The organism is Allolucifera butyrica, from assembly GCF_900476375.1.
In the GTDB taxonomy this organism is placed as follows: Bacteria; Bacillota; Negativicutes; order Sporomusales; family UPPP01; genus Lucifera; species Lucifera butyrica.
This window is the reverse complement of the sequence record NZ_UPPP01000099.1, coordinates 1-16,653: the sequence shown is the minus strand read 5'-3', so window position 1 is coordinate 16,653 and position 16,653 is coordinate 1. Positions and strand designations below refer to the sequence as shown.

Sequence of the window (16,653 nt, the reverse complement as noted above, 5' to 3'; positions counted from 1 at the left end):
CCTGCCGCGACAGCAGGATGTGCTCCCGCGTTTGCGGCATCGGGCCGTCCGCTGCCGACACCACCAGGATGGCTCCGTCCATCTGGGCCGCTCCGGTAATCATGTTCTTTACATAGTCGGCGTGGCCCGGGCAGTCAACGTGCGCATAGTGTCTTTTTGCCGTTTCGTATTCTACGTGGGCCGTGTTAATGGTGATACCGCGCTCTCTTTCTTCCGGCGCTTTATCGATTTGGTCGTAGGCTACGAATTCGGCTCCGCCCGATTTGGAAAGCGTCAGGGTAATCGCCGCCGTTAAGGATGTTTTACCATGGTCTACGTGACCAATGGTTCCAATATTAACATGCGGTTTCGTTCTTTCAAATTTTTTCTTTGCCATCTTTGTTTTGCCTCCTTAAATATCCGCAGAATGAATGTCATCCCGCAATTATTTGGGTCTATACGCCTTTTACTTTAGCGATAATGGTTTCGGCAATGTTTTTCGGTACTTCTTCGTAATGGTCAAATTCCATTGAATAGTTACCGCGGCCTTGCGTCCGGGAACGAAGATCGGTAGCGTAACCGAACATTTCCGACAGCGGCACGAACGAGCGGATCGCCTGTGCACCGGCACGGGCTTCCATTCCTTCAATCCGGCCGCGGCGGGAATTCAGGTCGCCGATTACATCACCCATGTATTCTTCCGGTACAACGACTTCCACTTTCATATACGGTTCCAAAAGAACCGGACCCGCTTTTTCCGCTCCCGCCTTGAAGCCCATGGAACCGGCAATTTTGAAAGCCATTTCTGAGGAGTCAACATCGTGATAGGAACCGTCATAAACAATCGCCTTCATGTCAACTACCGGATATCCGGCCAGAATGCCATTTTCCATTGCTTCTCTGATACCGGCTTCAATCGGTTTAATGTATTCTTTCGGAATCGCACCGCCGACAATCCGGCTTTCAAAGACAAAACCTTGTCCCGGTTCCATCGGTTCCAGTTGTAACCAGCAGTGGCCATACTGACCACGGCCGCCGGACTGACGGACGAACTTGCCTTCGGCTTTGACCGTCTTGCGAATGGTTTCCCGGTAAGCAACCTGCGGCTTGCCTACGTTGCATTCAACCTTAAATTCTCTCAGCATCCGGTCAACAATGATCTCCAGATGAAGTTCTCCCATACCGGAAATGATCGTCTGGCCCGTTTCTTCGTCCGTACGCATCCGGAATGTCGGATCTTCTTCCGCCAGGCGGGACAGCGCCGTTCCCATTTTTTCCTGGTCAGCTTTGGTTTTGGGTTCCACAGCTACGGATATAACCGGTTCCGGGAAAACCATCGACTCCAGAATAATGGTATTCTTTTCATCACACAGCGTATCGCCGGTGGTCGTGTCTTTCAAGCCTACGGCAGCAGCAATGTCGCCGGTATAAACGATTTCAATGTCTTCCCGGTGATTGGCGTGCATTTGCAGAATCCGGCCGATCCGTTCCTTTTTGCCTTTCGTCGAATTATATACGTAGGAACCGGAGGTCAGTTTTCCGGAATAAACCCGGAAGAACGCCAATTTTCCCACATACGGGTCAGCCATAATCTTAAAAGCCAGCGCCGAAAACGGGAGATCGTCATTGGCAGCCCGTTCGCCTTCCGCGCCGGTGTCCGGATTGACACCTTTTATGGCCGGAATATCCGTCGGAGCCGGCATATATTCCACAACCGCATCCAACAGCGGCTGTACACCTTTATTTTTATATGAAGAACCACAGAGTACAGGCGTCATCTTACAGGCGATGGTCGCTTTCCGAATACCGGATTGGATTTCCTCAATAGTGAGTTCTTCGCCTTCCAGGTACTTCATCATCAGTTCGTCATCACTTTCCGCCACCGCATCCAGCAGGTTCTGGCGGTAGAGTTCGGCCTGTTCCAGCATATCTTCCGGGATGTCTGTCGCTTCACTCACTTTGCCCAAATCGTCGGTGTAAACAATCGCTTTCATTTGCACCAAGTCAATGAGTCCTTTATAAGTATCTTCAAAACCGATAGGCAACTGAATCGGCACCGCATTCGCACCCAAACGGGTTTTCATCATATCAACAACACGATAAAAATCAGCGCCGATGATGTCCATCTTATTGACATAAGCCATACGGGGAACCCCGTATTTATCCGCCTGGCGCCATACAGTCTCAGACTGCGGCTCCACACCGCCTTTGGCACAAAATACGGCAACCGATCCGTCAAGCACCCTCAACGAACGTTCTACCTCTACAGTAAAGTCCACGTGCCCTGGTGTGTCAATAATATTTATGCGATGACCATTCCATTGACAAGTAGTGGCCGCGGAGGTTATGGTAATGCCTCTTTCCTGCTCCTGGACCATCCAGTCCATTGTCGCAGCACCATCATGCACTTCACCAATTTTGTGTACTCTACCCGTGTAAAAGAGGATGCGTTCCGTTGTAGTGGTCTTGCCAGCGTCAATATGTGCCATGATGCCAATATTCCGCGTTTTCTCTAAAGGAAACTTTCTGGCCACTATCATCACTCCTTTGGGATTACCACCGATAATGAGCGAATGCCTTATTGGCTTCAGCCATCTTATGGGTGTCTTCTTTCTTTTTGACCGATGCGCCCGCACTATTAGCCGCATCCAAAAGTTCAGCCGCCAGTCTTTCATGCATGGTTTTTTCGCCGCGTAGTCTGGAGTAGTTCACCAGCCAGCGAATCCCCAGGGACAGACGACGGTCGGCACGCACTTCCACCGGTACCTGATAGTTCGCACCACCAACCCGGCGCGCCCGCACTTCCAGTACAGGCATAACATTTTTCAGCGCCGCTTCAAATACTTCCAGCGGATCTTTGCCGGTTTTCGCCCGCACAATATCAAATGCATCATATACAATGCCTTCAGCTACGCCTTTTTTGCCTTTCATCATGATTTTATTGACAAACCGGGTGACAAGTTTGGAGTTGTACACCGGATCCGGCAACACGTCACGCTTAGGCACAGGACCTTTTCTTGGCATATCTATTTCCCTCCTTCATCCAAGTTACCACTCGACCGGGATTTAACCCAGCCGCATCATCTTATTCTTATTTTTTAGCACGTTTTGCGCCATATTTTGATCTGCCCTGGTTGCGTTTTTGCACACCGGCAGTATCCAGCGCACCGCGGATGATGTGGTAACGAACACCAGGTAGGTCTTTCACCCTGCCACCTCTAATAAGAACCACGGAGTGCTCCTGCAGGTTGTGACCAATCCCCGGAATATAAGCAGTCACTTCAATGCCATTGGTCAAGCGAACCCTCGCTACTTTGCGCAATGCCGAGTTAGGCTTTTTCGGAGTTGTTGTATAAACCCTGGTGCATACACCCCGCTTTTGCGGGCATTCTTTCAATGCAGGCGCAGTGGATTTTTGCTCCATTTTTTCTCTACTTTTGCGTACTAACTGACTAATTGTCGGCATAAGTACACCTCCTTCCCCAATCTTGTTATTTATTAAATAATTTTGTTTTTACCCCTTGGCAAAAACAAAATATTAACCGTTTTTGGGCTCCGGAACTACTTAAAAAGCCCTACCGCCGCCGCTCCAACCTCAATGCCGCAGGCTTTTCCCAGTTCCACCATGGTTGGAACATACTCAACACCCACACCCCGCCGGCAGCAAAGTTCTTTCAACGACGCGATAATACGCGCATCCGCATCTGCCGCCATGTAAACAAGGGCGACCTGCTCCTTCTCTACCGCTTTGAGTGTCTGTTTCACGCCAATGACTTTCTTGGCCGTTTTCAGTGCTGTGAGAGGCATTCGCTCCACTCCTCCGCTAATAAACAAATCCAAAATTATCTACAGGCACTTTAATATAGTATCATTCCCCAAAGTCAATGTCAAGAAACTTTCATTGCAGAAATGCCTTTTTTTCTTGATATAAGCTTCTTTTCTATGCCCACGGATCGTCGTGTTTCATTTGATTTTTTTAAATTATAATTTTGCAGGCAGGCTAGTGCTCTGTTAACCCTAAATCTGTAGGATGAATTGCGAGAGATTTTTCGTCCTGCACGGCGGAGGAGGCGCGCATATCGACAATATGTAAGCCGACGACAACAAAGCAGGGCGGTAAATGTCTTGCAAGAACACTATAGAGTTAGGGTTAACAGAGCACTTGGGATAATGGGGGATGGGGAAGGCAACGGATTGCCTTCCCCATTCAGCATGTTACTGTACATTTACAGCTTCGCCCATTTTTTTAATCCGGATATTCCGGTACCGGCTCATACCGGTGCCGGCCGGTACCAGTTTGCCGATAATAACATTTTCTTTTAATCCCAGCAGTGGATCCACCTTTCCCTTGATGGCCGCTTCGGTCAGTACCCGGGTCGTTTCCTGGAAGGAAGCAGCCGACAGGAAGGAGTCCGTGGCCAGCGACGCTTTGGTAATGCCAAGCAATATAGGACGGGCAACTGCCGGCTCGCCGCCATTTTCTATGGCTTTGGCATTTTCGTCTTCAAAAGTATTGATATCTATATATTCACCCGGCAAAAGCTCCGTATCTCCCGGCTCTTCCACCTTTACCTTGTGCAGCATCTGCCGCACCATGACTTCAATATGCTTATCATTGATTTCAACGCCTTGGGACTTGTAAACCTTCTGTACTTCATACACCAGGTACCGCTGCGTATCTTTCAAGCCACGCACCCGCAAGATATCGTGCGGATTGACAGCTCCTTCCGTCAGCCGGTCCCCGGCCTGTACCGTGTCACCATCTTTTACGGTCAAACGCGCTCCGTAGGGAATCTGGTATAGCCGTTCTTCTCCCATAGCCGGAAGAATGGTAATTTTCCGCATCCCCTTATTTTCTTTTATTTCGACTTTACCTTCGATCTCGGTAATTACTGCCGGCCGCTTCGGTTTCCGCGCCTCAAACAGCTCTTCAACCCTTGGCAGACCCTGGGTAATATCGTCACCCGCTACACCGCCCGTATGGAAAGTACGCATGGTGAGCTGAGTTCCCGGTTCCCCGATGGATTGCGCCGCGATAATGCCGACAGCCTCACCCACATCCACCATATGTCCCGTGGCCAAATTGCGGCCGTAACACTTGATGCATACTCCATATTGCGACTTACAGGTGAGGACGGAACGGATCGATACTTTATCACGGACCGCCACAATTTTATCCGCCAGTTCTTCATCTATTTCCTGATTAATGTGGGCAACGATTTCACCGGTTTTTTCATCAACAATATCTTCCGCAGCAACGCGGCCGATGATACGGTCCCGCAACGATTCAATTACGCTGTTGCTTTCCGTTATAGCCTCTACCGTAATGCCCTTCACATTATTATTACGTACTTTTACTTCCCGCACATCGCTGGCCAGAATCGCTTCGATATGATCTTCCGTAAGCGGCGTATTAGGCGGCACAATTTCTTCACCCTGGCCGGATTTGATGGCCTCAGTCGTATTCTTGCCCATCATCTCACGAATCATTGATTCTTTTAAAGTCCGGCGAATCTTTTCTTCCGGTTCGCCCAAAAGAATGGTCTCACTGGCAGCCGACGGATTCACATCCTCTTCGGTGGCGGTGGATAAGCCCCGCACTACAATTTCCGGCACACCATTTTCACCAATAAGACGCAGGTTATCATCATCCAGAACGGTATCACGCGGTAATAACAGGTCGGCTGTTTTGGGATCCAACACGTCCTGCGCCAGAACCCGTCCCAGCAGTGTATCTTTCAGAAAACCGATGGCACTAGCGCTTGACTGAGCCAGACGGGCCCGTTCCCGCACCAGATTGATGCCAATAATGTCACAGTCGTCTTCCCGCACAATCACATCCTGGGCAACATCCACCAACCGCCGGGTCAGATAACCGGAGTCGGCCGTACGCAGTGCGGTATCCGCCAACCCTTTGCGGGCGCCATGGGTAGAGATAAAATATTCCAATACGGTAAGACCTTCGCGGAAATTAGCCTTAATTGGCAAGTCAATGATTCGTCCGGACGGATCGGCCATAAGACCCCGCATACCGGCCAGCTGACGAATCTGTTGAATGTTACCGCGGGCACCGGAGTTCGCCATCATGTACACCGGATTGAACCGGTCCAGCGTATTCATCAAGGCCCCGGTTACGTCATCCGTCGCCTTGGTCCACAGATCAATAATTCTTTCATACCGTTCCGTTTCCGTCAACAGGCCACGGCGGTATTGCTTATCAATCCGGTCAACCTCCGCTTCGGTATGGGACAAAATTTCTTTCTTTTCTTCCGGAATTTTAATATCGGAAATTGCAATGGTAACCCCGGCTTTTCTGGCAAAAGAAAAGCCCAGTTTTTTAACATTGTCAAGGACCGTTGCCGTTTTAGCATTGCCAAAACGGCGATACGATTCGGCAGCCAATTTACCCAGTTGTTTTTTATCCATCAAAATGCCCAAATGCCACTGGCCATCTTTCTGAGAATAACTTTTCAGTTCTTCCGGCAGGGCCTCGTTAAAGATCAAACGGCCAACCGTCGTATTCACCAGTCCATAGCCGGAAATCCGCATTTTAATATGGGCATGTAATGACACTTTCTGGTGATAATAAGCCAGCAAGGCTTCTTCCATGTTTGCAAAAACCATGCCCTGACCAATATCGTCTTCTCTCTCAATCGTCAGATAGTAGGCTCCCAAAACCATATCCTGGGTCGGCGTAGCTACCGGTTTGCCGTCTTTCGTGGAAAGAATATTATGGGCCGACAGCATCAGAATGCGGGCTTCCGCCTGAGCTTCCGCCGATAAGGGAACATGTACGGCCATCTGGTCGCCGTCAAAATCCGCATTGTAAGCGGTACAGACCAGCGGATGGATCTTAATAGCCCGGCCTTCCGACAAAACCGGTTCAAAAGCCTGAATGCCCAGACGGTGCAAAGTCGGAGCGCGGTTCAGCAAAACGGGATGCTCCTTAATAACCTCTTCCAGTACATCCCACACTTCCGGCCGCACCCGCTCAACCATGCGTTTAGCACTCTTAATGTTATGGGCATGGCCGGCATTCACCAGTTTTTTCATAACAAACGGCTTGAATAACTCCAGCGCCATTTCCTTGGGCAAGCCGCATTGGTGCAGTTTAAGTTCCGGACCGACCACAATAACCGAACGGCCGGAATAGTCAACCCGCTTTCCTAAAAGGTTCTGCCGGAAACGTCCCTGCTTCCCTTTCAGCATATCACTCAGTGATTTGAGGGGCCGGTTGCCGGGGCCGGTGACAGGACGGCCGCGCCGCCCGTTATCAATCAGCGCATCGACCGCTTCCTGCAGCATCCGCTTCTCATTCCGGACAATAATATCCGGAGCGCCTAAGTCCAAAAGCCGTTTCAGCCGGTTATTCCGGTTGATTACCCGGCGATACAGGTCATTTAGGTCGGAAGTGGCAAATCGGCCGCCATCCAATTGGACCATGGGGCGTAATTCCGGCGGAATAACGGGAACAACATCCAGAATCATCCATTCGGGCCGGTTGCCTGACTTGCGGAAAGCTTCTACCACTTCCAGACGGCGAATCGCCCGGATCTTACGCTGACCGCTGACTTCCTTCAGTTCTTGCCGGAGCTCATGGCTTTGTTTCTCCATGTCCAGCTCTTCCAAGAGTTTCTTAATTGCTTCGGCCCCCATGCCGACTTTAAAGGCATTGCCATATTTGTCACGATATTCCCGATATTCGTTTTCACTTAACAATTGCTTCTTCATGAGGGGGGTATCACCGGGATCCAGAACGATATAAGAAGCAAAATATAAAACTTTTTCCAGCGAGCGGGGTGATATGTCGAGAATTAAACCCATCCGGCTGGGAATTCCTTTAAAATACCAAATATGCGATACCGGAGCCGCCAGTTCTATATGGCCCATCCGGTCCCGGCGCACTTTGGAACGGGTTACCTCAACACCACACTTGTCACAGATAATACCTTTATATCGAATCCGTTTGTATTTGCCGCAATGACACTCCCAGTCCCGAGTCGGACCAAAAATTTTCTCGCAAAAAAGTCCTTCCCTCTCCGGCTTTAAGGTACGATAATTGATTGTTTCCGGTTTTTTCACCTCACCGTGGGACCATTTCCGTATTTGCTCCGGTGATGCCAGCCCAATACGCATTGAATCAAAATTATTCACGTCAAGCAAAGGGTTACCGCTCCCTTCCAGGAGAGTATCACCAACGATACCACTCCGTTATATATATCATTTACCGATTCACTATAATCGCCGGACACTGTCCAAGCGTTTAATCAAGGTCTTCGTCCAGTTCCTCCAAATAATCATTTGATGAAACCTTCTTTTCCTTGCCACCAATTTTTTTCAGTTTTTTTTTCAGTGAAGCCTCAAAATCATCATCTTCAGCAGCGGGCCGGGAAGCAACATCAAAGCCGTCGCCATCCATCTCACCAATTTCGGCTATAATATCCAGTTCTTCTTCCAGTGGTTCCAGATCGTCGCTTGTTTCCAATTCATCAACCGCATCGGGCTCGAAGTCGGAATTTTTTCTTTCCAACGGTCCCGGCCGTTCCGATTCCCCACCAAGATTCAATTCCAGCTCTTTGGCAGTTTCATTGATATCTTCATCAGACTCGCGAATCAGAATTTCCTGAGCATCCTCGGATAGAATCTTTACATCCAGTCCAATGCTCTGCAGTTCTTTAATCAGTACTTTAAACGATTCCGGCACTCCCGGTTCAGGCACATTTTCTCCTTTTACAATTGCCTCATAGGTTTTTACCCGGCCGACAACATCGTCACTCTTTACAGTCAACAGTTCCTGCAGCGTGTAAGCCGCTCCGTAGGCTTCCAGCGCCCACACTTCCATCTCGCCGAACCGCTGCCCGCCAAACTGGGCTTTACCGCCGAGAGGCTGCTGCGTAACCAACGAGTACGGACCGGTGGAACGGGCATGAATCTTATCATCAACCAGATGAGCTAGCTTAAGCATATATACATAGCCTACCGTTACAGGATTGTCAAAAGGTTCGCCCGTTCGCCCATCAAACAGCGTAGTTTTGCCGCTCTCCGGCAAGCCGGCCGCCTTGAGGGTCTGAAACACTTCTTCCTCTCTGGCTCCGTCAAAAACAGGCGTCGCTAAATGGATTCCGGCTACATCCGGCTGGGGCAAGCCATGCCGGTCAACATCGTAGGTAACACTGCGCAGCCGGTCCGCCAGACCCTCAACATTGCCTTTCACTTGCAATCCTAAGGCATGAGCCGCCCAACCTAAGTGCGTTTCCAGCACCTGTCCAATATTCATCCGGGACGGCACCCCTAAAGGATTTAGCACAATCTGTACCGGTGTTCCATCAGGCAAAAACGGCATATCCTCTTCCGGCAGGATGCGGGATACTACCCCTTTATTACCATGCCGGCCAGCCATTTTATCCCCTTCGGATATCTTCCGTTTCTGGGCAATATATACGCGGACAAGCTGGTTTACACCCGGCGGCAACTCATCGCCATTTTCGCGGTTAAATATTTTAACGTCAACAATTTTACCGGCTTCGCCATGAGGCACCCGCAAGGAAGTATCTCTCACTTCCCGCGCCTTTTCGCCGAATATGGCGCGCAGCAACCGTTCTTCCGCCGTCAGTTCGGTCTCGCCTTTGGGTGTAACTTTGCCGACCAGAATATCCCCCGGACGAACTTCGGCACCGATGCGGATAATCCCATTCTCATCCAAGTCCCGCAGAACCTCTTCCGCCACGTTGGGAATGTCACGCGTAATTTCCTCCGGTCCCAGTTTAGTATCCCGGGCATCACATTCATACTCTTCAATATGAATGGAGGTAAACACATCTTCTTTAACCAGCCGCTCACTTAAGAGAATTGCATCCTCATAGTTGTAACCTTCCCAAGGCATAAAGGCAACCAATACGTTATAACCCAGAGCCAACTCTCCTCTGTCGGTTGAGGGGCCATCGGCCAGAACCTGGCCTTTTTCCACGTACTCACCTTTATAAACAATGGGCTTCTGGTTGATACAAGTCCCTTGATTGGAACGGAGATATTTTAAAAGTTTGTATGTGTCCAGGGTCCCTTTCTCCGTCCGGATATGAACACTGTTAGCCGTTACTTTTTCAACCATACCCGCATTTTTAGATAAAGCTACCACTCCCGAATCACGGGCCGCTTTATATTCCATACCGGTGCCCACCAGCGGAGCCTGGGTTTTCAAAAGCGGCACAGCCTGCCGCTGCATGTTGGCTCCCATCAGCGCCCGGTTGGCATCGTCATTTTCCAGGAAGGGAATCATCGCCGTTGCAATAGACACAACCTGCTTCGGCGATACGTCCATATAGTCAACCTTTTCCGGTTCCACTACCAAAATCTCATGCTTGTAACGCACGGAAACCCTTGGTTCCTTAAACCAGCCCTCGGGAGTCAGCTCTTCGTTGGCCTGCGCCACAATCATTTCATCTTCTTCGTCGGCCGTCAGATATAAGACTTCATCCGTCACCTTTTTATTTTCTTTATCAATTTTTCGATAGGGTGTTTCAATAAAACCGAACTCATTAATCCGGGCAAACGTAGATAATGAGCCGATCAGTCCAATGTTCGGACCTTCCGGTGTTTCAATCGGGCACATGCGTCCATAGTGGGAGTGGTGCACGTCACGCACCTCAAATCCGGCCCGCTCCCGGCTTAAGCCACCGGGCCCCAGTGCACTAAGACGCCGTTTATGCGTCAGTTCAGCTAGTGGATTGGTTTGGTCCATAAACTGCGACAACTGGCTGGAACCAAAAAACTCTTTAATGGCGGCAACTACAGGTCGAATGTTAATCAGTGCCTGGGGCGTAATCACATCCACATCCTGAATTGTCATCCGTTCCCGTACAACCCGTTCCATGCGGGATAAGCCGATACGGAACTGATTCTGCAGTAATTCACCGACGGAACGGAGCCGCCTGTTGCCTAAATGGTCAATATCATCCGTATTGCCATGTCCGTCCATTAAATTTAGAAGATAACTTATGGAAGCCATGATATCCTCGCGGGTAATGGTCCGGTATGTAAACGGGCGGGCAGGATTACATATCACTTTAAGAACAGTACCGTCTTTTTGTCTGATTTTGACTTCGATGAGGTCCTCCCCGGCGAATACTCCTTTTTCCTCCAGCAGATTCAGGACCTTCTCATCAAGAACAGTGCCTTCCGTAACAATGATCTCACCAGTCGTTTTATCGGCAATATATTGATTCAGGGTTTTGCCCAGCAAGCGGCGGCGCCAGCCCAGTTTTTTCGTCAGTTTGTAGCGGCCGACCGTAGCCAGGTCGTAACGCTTGGGATCAAAAAATAATGTTTCCAATAATTGCGTGGCATTATCCACCGTCGGTGGTTCACCCGGGCGCAACCGTTTATAAATTTCAACTAAAGCTTCTTCCTGCGAATCCGTATTATCCCGCTCCAGCGTAGCCCGAATGCGGGAATCATCGTTAAACAGGTCCTGGATTGCCCCGTTGGAAGCAAATCCTAATGCGCGGACCAGTACAGTAACCGGCAGTTTACGGGTGCGGTCAACCCGTACCGATATAACGTCATTGGCATCGGTCTCCAATTCGAGCCATGCCCCCCGGTTGGGGATCACAGTGGCATTGTATAATTTTTTACCACTGGTATCGATGGATTCGCCATAATATACACCGGGAGAACGAACCAACTGGCTGACAATAACCCGTTCCGCGCCGTTAATAATGAAAGTGCCATTATCCGTCATGAGCGGGAAGTCTCCCATAAAAACTTCCTGCTCCTTGATTTCACCGGTTTCACGGTTGATTAAACGCACATTAACCCGTAACGGGGCGGCATAGGTAACGTCCCGTTCTTTACATTCCTCCACCGCATATTTGGGTTCTCCCAAGGTAAAATTTTCAAAGGACAGAACCAAATTACCCGTGAAGTCCTGAATCGGGGAAATATCATGGAATATTTCCTGCAATCCTTCTTTTAAAAACCAGTTGTAGGAATTTTTTTGAATCTCAATTAGATTAGGCATGTCCAGTACTTCATTAATTTTTGCGTAACTGTACCTGACCCTTTTGCCTACCGGAACAGGATTGAACATTAAATCCTTCACCCCTTAGCCCAGATTGAACTGACAAACCATTACATAACGGTATATGACAAGGTATATAATAAATACGAAAAATAAGCAAGGTTCTTCATTTCAGGTAAGTACCTTGCCTTTTTTAGCCCGATGAAATGACTCGTTTCATCCTCCATTATATTACTATTTCCTACCAATCGCGATATTATACCTACGAAAAAAGAAATTTAGACTTGCACGGACCAATCGGGCAGATTCCCAGTATTAAGTATACTGCATTTAGAAATGATATCATATGAAAAATAATATGTCAAGAAAGATTAACCACTTTTGGAAAAAAAATAAGAGCATCCTCGGATGCTCTTATCTTTATTTAATTATTTAACATCAACACCGGCGCCGGCTTCAACCAGTTTGGCCTTAATCGCTTCGGCATCAGCCTTGGCAATTTTTTCTTTAACCGGTTTCGGAGCACCGTCAACCAGGTCTTTGGCTTCTTTCAAGCCTAAACCGGTAACTTCGCGAACTACTTTAATTACATTGATTTTAGCAGCCCCGGCGCTAGTCAGAATTACATCAAACTCAGTTTGCTCTTCAGCAGCAGGAGCAGCAGCGCCACCAGCGGCAGGAGCAGCAGCCATAGCTACAGGCGCAGCAGCAGAAACACCGAATTTTTCTTCCAGCGCTTTCACCAATTCAGACAGTTCGAGAACGGTCATGTTCTCAATCGCTTGCATAATTTCTTCTTTAGTCATCTTACAATACCTCCAAAATCTTTCTCAATTATTTTAAAAAGGAATTCCATACCTGGGCTTAAGCCGATTCTTTCTGTTTACGAACCGCTTCCAGCGTATAAACGAGATTGCGAATCGAACCTTGCAATACATTGACCAAACCAACAATGGGCGATTGCATGCCGGCCAGAACTTGCGCAACAAGCACTTCACGCGGCGGCAGACTGGCCAGAGCTTTCACTCCTGCAGAATCAATCACCTTGCCTTCAACCACTCCGGCTTTAATTTCCACAAATTGTCCTTTGTTTTCTTTGACAAAGTCGGCAATGATTTTCGCCGGGGCAACCGGATCAGTGCTGGACATAGCAATGGCCGTAGGGCCTTCCAGATATTTATCCAATCCTTCCAGTCCAAGTTCCTGGGCCGCGATACGGGTCATCGTATTTTTTACAACGCGATATTCCACGCCATTTTCACGCAGTTTGCGACGAAGTTTGGTATCCTGGGCCACAGTTAACCCGCGGTTGCTGGTAAGGACAGCGCCTTTAGTGCCGGCTAGCTTATCTTTCAATTCCGCAACAACGGCTTCCTTTTCGGATCTTATAGACATTATATACACCTCCTTAGTGAAACGATTCCTTGGGCCTCCGCTCTTTCAACGAAGGAAAATAAAAACGGCCTCACGGCAGTATTTACCGGAGGCCGCTCATAGCATAACTATGAACCGCGAATCCCCGGCCTCGGCAGGTGGAATCTTATCCATTAAACACGATTATGTGCCTGCTGTCTACAGCCTAAACTAATTCTTTAATCTATTCTTTTTTGCCGGGGGCTTTCAGGGTGTTAACCGGAATACCGGGTCCCATGGTAGTACTCACGGTAATGCTGCGCAGGTACTGGCCTTTTGCCGCAGCCGGTTTCACTTTGATCAACGTATCAATAAGGGTCTGGAAATTTTTAAGCAGCTTTTCACTGTCAAAGGAAGCCTTACCGATGGGAGCATGAATATTTCCTGCTTTATCCGTCCGGTATTGAATTTTACCGGCCTTAATTTCATTAATGGCCCGCGTAAGGTCCAGCGTGACCGTGCCAACTTTCGGATTTGGCATCAGACCGCGGGGACCTAAGATTTTGCCCAGCCGTCCAACCATACCCATCATGTCGGGAGTCGCTACGGCAACATCAAAATCTACCCAGCCGCCTTGAATCTTTTCCACTAAATCTTCCGCGCCAACAAAATCAGCGCCGGCCTGTTCGGCTTCCTTAGACTTTTCCCCTTTGGCAAAAACCACGACGCGTTTCGTTTTTCCCGTGCCAAAGGGAAGCACTACCGCACCGCGCACCTGCTGATCAGCGTGTTTAGGGTCAACACCTAATTTGACGGCAACTTCAACGGTTTCGTCAAATTTGGCACTGGCTGTTTTCTTCACAAGCTCCACGGCCTCATCCAGGTCGTAAAGTTTATCCGCCTCAATCAGCTTTGCCGCTTCTTCATATTTTTTACCGTGTTTCGGCATTATTTGATTCCTCCTACTTACATAGTGGTGGTAACGGAAAATCCTCCCACTTATCAAGACCGCCCCTGGCTAAGACGGCAGCCTTTTCGTACAAAACTGCCTTATCCGGCAAGTTCCGGCCATTATCAGGCAACAGCCATTCAGTTCATGGGGCCGACAATTGCAATTTACTCAACGATGTCAATCCCCATGCTGCGGGCAGTTCCTTCAATCATGCGCATAGCCGCTTCTACACTGGCAGCATTTAAATCCTGCATTTTGGATTCGGCAATTTCGCGCACTTTGGCTTTGGAAACCTTGGCGACTTTTTTCTTATTAGGCTCGCCTGAAGCGGTCTCAATTCCCGCCGCTTTCTTTAAAAGTACGGCTGCCGGCGGAGTCTTGGTAATGAAAGTAAAGGATCTATCTTCAAAAACGGTAATTTCAACAGGAATAATTAAACCGGCTTGAGCAGCCGTTCTTTCATTAAATTCTTTAACAAACGCCATAATATTGACGCCCGCCTGACCAAGTGCAGGACCAACCGGAGGTGCCGGAGTCGCTTTACCGGCAGGAACTTGCAATTTAACGAGTTTCACAACCTTTTTGGCCATTAGTTACACCTCCTTACGTAAAAAAATGTGGTGATACGGATTTTGTCTTGTACAAAATCCTCCCACTCGCCGGATGTTTGATTCTGGTTATCCGGCAAAATCAGGCGCATAAATACGCCCTATTAGATTTTCTCCACTTGGGAGAATTCTAACTCTACAGGAGTTTCGCGGCCAAACATATTTACCAAAACTTTCAATTTGCCGCGTTCGGGATTCAGTTCAATCACGGTGGCTGTCCAGTTTTCGAAAGCCCCGGAGGTAATACGTACCAATTGTCTTAATTTAATATCCACTTTGGGTTTTATTTCTTCAATACCCATAGACTTCAGGATATGTTTAACTTCAGAACTGCTGAGCGGAATCGGCTTAGTTCCGGAACCCACAAACCCGGTCACACCGGGAGTATTGCGAACGACATACCAAGACCTGTCGTTTACAATCATCTCAACTAAAACATAGCCAGGAAAAACCTTCTTCTTGGAAATCTTTTTCTGACCATCTTTTATTTCTACTTCATCTTCCATTGGTACCAGAACCCGGAAAATTTCGTTCTCCATTGCCATGGAGTGCACTTTTTTTTCCAGATTGGCCTTTACCTTATTTTCATATCCGGAATATGTGTGGATAACATACCATTGTTTCTCGGATTCCATCAATCTAAGGGGACGTAACTATACGCCCCTCACCCCCCAGCCTACTTCATAATTACCTGCAGAACTTCGCTAAACCCGGTGTCGACCAGCCAGATTAAAACACCCACAACAAGCACGGAAACAAATACGACGCCTGTATAAGATACTAATTCTTTCCGATTAGGCCACGACACTTTTTTTAGTTCGGCTCTTACTTCACGCAAAAATTTTTTCCAGCGGGAAGTCCCGGTCTGAACCGTCATTTCTTGGGCTGCCATCTTCTCACATCCCCGTCCTCATACTGCCGTCAACATAAATACAAAATTGGCAGGGGCGGCAGGAATCGAACCCGCAACCAACGGTTTTGGAGACCGCTACTCTACCAATTGAGCTACACCCCTACTTTATCCATATGGAACTAATTATAAATTACTTAGTTTCCTTGTGTAAAGTATGTTTCTGACAAAACTTACAATATTTGTTAAGTTCTACTCTATCGGGGTCGTTCTTTTTGTTTTTATTGGTCTGATAATTGCGTTGTTTGCATTCCGTACAGGCCAATGTTACTGCGTTGCGCATCTTGTACACCTCTCTAACCTAAATAAGCATTCAGAATATCGCTAATCTAATTTATCACAATTAATCAAGCCTGTCAATACCACGTACCCGGGTGGATTAAAATAAACAGGGGTTTCCCCCTGTTTATTTATTTCCAATTATCATCCAGCTTATACATTTGCCGGGAGAGTCTGACTCGTCCCCAGCAACCCGGTTCTACGCATTGATAGCGGTTACAACACCGGCGCCAACCGTACGGCCGCCTTCGCGGATAGCAAAACGCAGGCCCTCTTCAATGGCAATCGGCGTAATCAGTTCGATTGCCATCTGAATGTTGTCGCCAGGCATTACCATTTCTACTCCCTCCGGCAGCGTTACCACTCCGGTCACGTCCGTCGTCCGGAAGTAGAACTGCGGACGGTATCCATTGAAGAACGGCGTATGACGGCCTCCTTCTTCCTTCGACAGTACGTATACTTCCCCTTTGAATTTCGTGTGCGGTTTAATGGAGCCGGGTTTCGACAAGACTTGTCCCCGCTCGATTTCTTTCCGTTCCACGCCACGCAGCAGCGC

General features: G+C 48.5%; 15 protein-coding genes, 1 tRNA gene and 1 other annotated feature. All 16 genes read right to left on the bottom strand.

Annotation, left to right across the window (positions count from 1 at the left end; translation table 11 throughout):
* Positions 1-376: GTP-binding protein (locus tag LUCIF_RS20495; RefSeq protein ID WP_207858190.1), on the bottom strand; the 376-nt coding region annotated here is incomplete at its 3' end.
* Between the two features lie 58 nt (positions 377-434).
* Positions 435-2,513: an elongation factor G gene (gene fusA / locus LUCIF_RS20490; RefSeq protein WP_122629704.1), complete on the bottom strand. Its 2,079-nt coding sequence runs from the start codon at positions 2,511-2,513 to the stop codon at positions 435-437.
* A 19-nt stretch (positions 2,514-2,532) separates the two neighbouring features.
* Complete coding sequence (gene rpsG, locus LUCIF_RS20485) at positions 2,533-3,003, bottom strand: 30S ribosomal protein S7 (protein ID WP_122629703.1); 471 nt, start codon at positions 3,001-3,003, stop codon at positions 2,533-2,535.
* Positions 3,004-3,070: 67 nt separating this feature from the next.
* Entirely contained in the window at positions 3,071-3,445 is a 375-nt protein-coding gene (gene rpsL, locus LUCIF_RS20480) for a 30S ribosomal protein S12 (protein WP_122629702.1), read from the bottom strand.
* A gap of 95 nt (positions 3,446-3,540) precedes the next feature.
* Positions 3,541-3,786 (bottom strand): ribosomal L7Ae/L30e/S12e/Gadd45 family protein, encoded by a 246-nt coding sequence (locus LUCIF_RS20475; RefSeq protein WP_207858181.1) that lies wholly within the window; start codon positions 3,784-3,786, stop codon positions 3,541-3,543.
* Between the two features lie 408 nt (positions 3,787-4,194).
* Positions 4,195-8,142 carry a DNA-directed RNA polymerase subunit beta' gene (gene rpoC / locus LUCIF_RS20470; protein ID WP_122629700.1) on the bottom strand — a complete coding sequence of 1,316 codons (3,948 nt, stop codon included), beginning with the start codon at positions 8,140-8,142 and terminating at the stop codon, positions 4,195-4,197.
* Positions 8,143-8,242: 100 nt separating this feature from the next.
* A complete protein-coding gene (rpoB, locus tag LUCIF_RS20465; RefSeq protein ID WP_122629699.1) occupies positions 8,243-12,064 on the bottom strand; it encodes a DNA-directed RNA polymerase subunit beta in 3,822 nt (1,273 codons plus the stop codon).
* Positions 12,065-12,423: 359 nt separating this feature from the next.
* Positions 12,424-12,801: a 50S ribosomal protein L7/L12 gene (gene rplL / locus LUCIF_RS20460; protein WP_122629698.1), complete on the bottom strand. Its 378-nt coding sequence runs from the start codon at positions 12,799-12,801 to the stop codon at positions 12,424-12,426.
* A 58-nt stretch (positions 12,802-12,859) separates the two neighbouring features.
* Positions 12,860-13,390 (bottom strand): 50S ribosomal protein L10, encoded by a 531-nt coding sequence (rplJ, locus tag LUCIF_RS20455; protein ID WP_122629697.1) that lies wholly within the window; start codon positions 13,388-13,390, stop codon positions 12,860-12,862.
* Positions 13,391-13,440: 50 nt separating this feature from the next.
* Positions 13,441-13,591, bottom strand: a sequence feature (ribosomal protein L10 leader region).
* A gap of 1 nt (position 13,592) precedes the next feature.
* The gene (rplA, locus tag LUCIF_RS20450; protein WP_122629696.1) at positions 13,593-14,297 is read right to left on the bottom strand and encodes a 50S ribosomal protein L1; all 705 of its coding nucleotides are present in this window, start codon (positions 14,295-14,297) and stop codon (positions 13,593-13,595) included.
* A gap of 167 nt (positions 14,298-14,464) precedes the next feature.
* Positions 14,465-14,890 carry a 50S ribosomal protein L11 gene (gene rplK / locus LUCIF_RS20445; protein WP_122629695.1) on the bottom strand — a complete coding sequence of 142 codons (426 nt, stop codon included), beginning with the start codon at positions 14,888-14,890 and terminating at the stop codon, positions 14,465-14,467.
* 122 nt (positions 14,891-15,012) lie between these two features.
* Positions 15,013-15,543, bottom strand: coding sequence for a transcription termination/antitermination protein NusG (gene nusG, locus LUCIF_RS20440; protein ID WP_122629694.1), 531 nt, complete (start codon positions 15,541-15,543; stop codon positions 15,013-15,015).
* 41 nt (positions 15,544-15,584) lie between these two features.
* Entirely contained in the window at positions 15,585-15,800 is a 216-nt protein-coding gene (secE, locus tag LUCIF_RS20435; protein ID WP_122629693.1) for a preprotein translocase subunit SecE, read from the bottom strand.
* A gap of 47 nt (positions 15,801-15,847) precedes the next feature.
* Positions 15,848-15,923: transfer RNA gene (locus LUCIF_RS20430), tRNA-Trp, on the bottom strand.
* A 28-nt stretch (positions 15,924-15,951) separates the two neighbouring features.
* Positions 15,952-16,101, bottom strand: a complete 150-nt coding sequence (rpmG, locus tag LUCIF_RS20425) for a 50S ribosomal protein L33 (protein WP_122629692.1) — start codon at positions 16,099-16,101, stop codon at positions 15,952-15,954.
* Between the two features lie 195 nt (positions 16,102-16,296).
* Positions 16,297-16,653: EF-Tu C-terminal domain-related protein (locus tag LUCIF_RS20420; RefSeq protein WP_503100507.1), on the bottom strand; the 357-nt coding region annotated here is incomplete at its 5' end.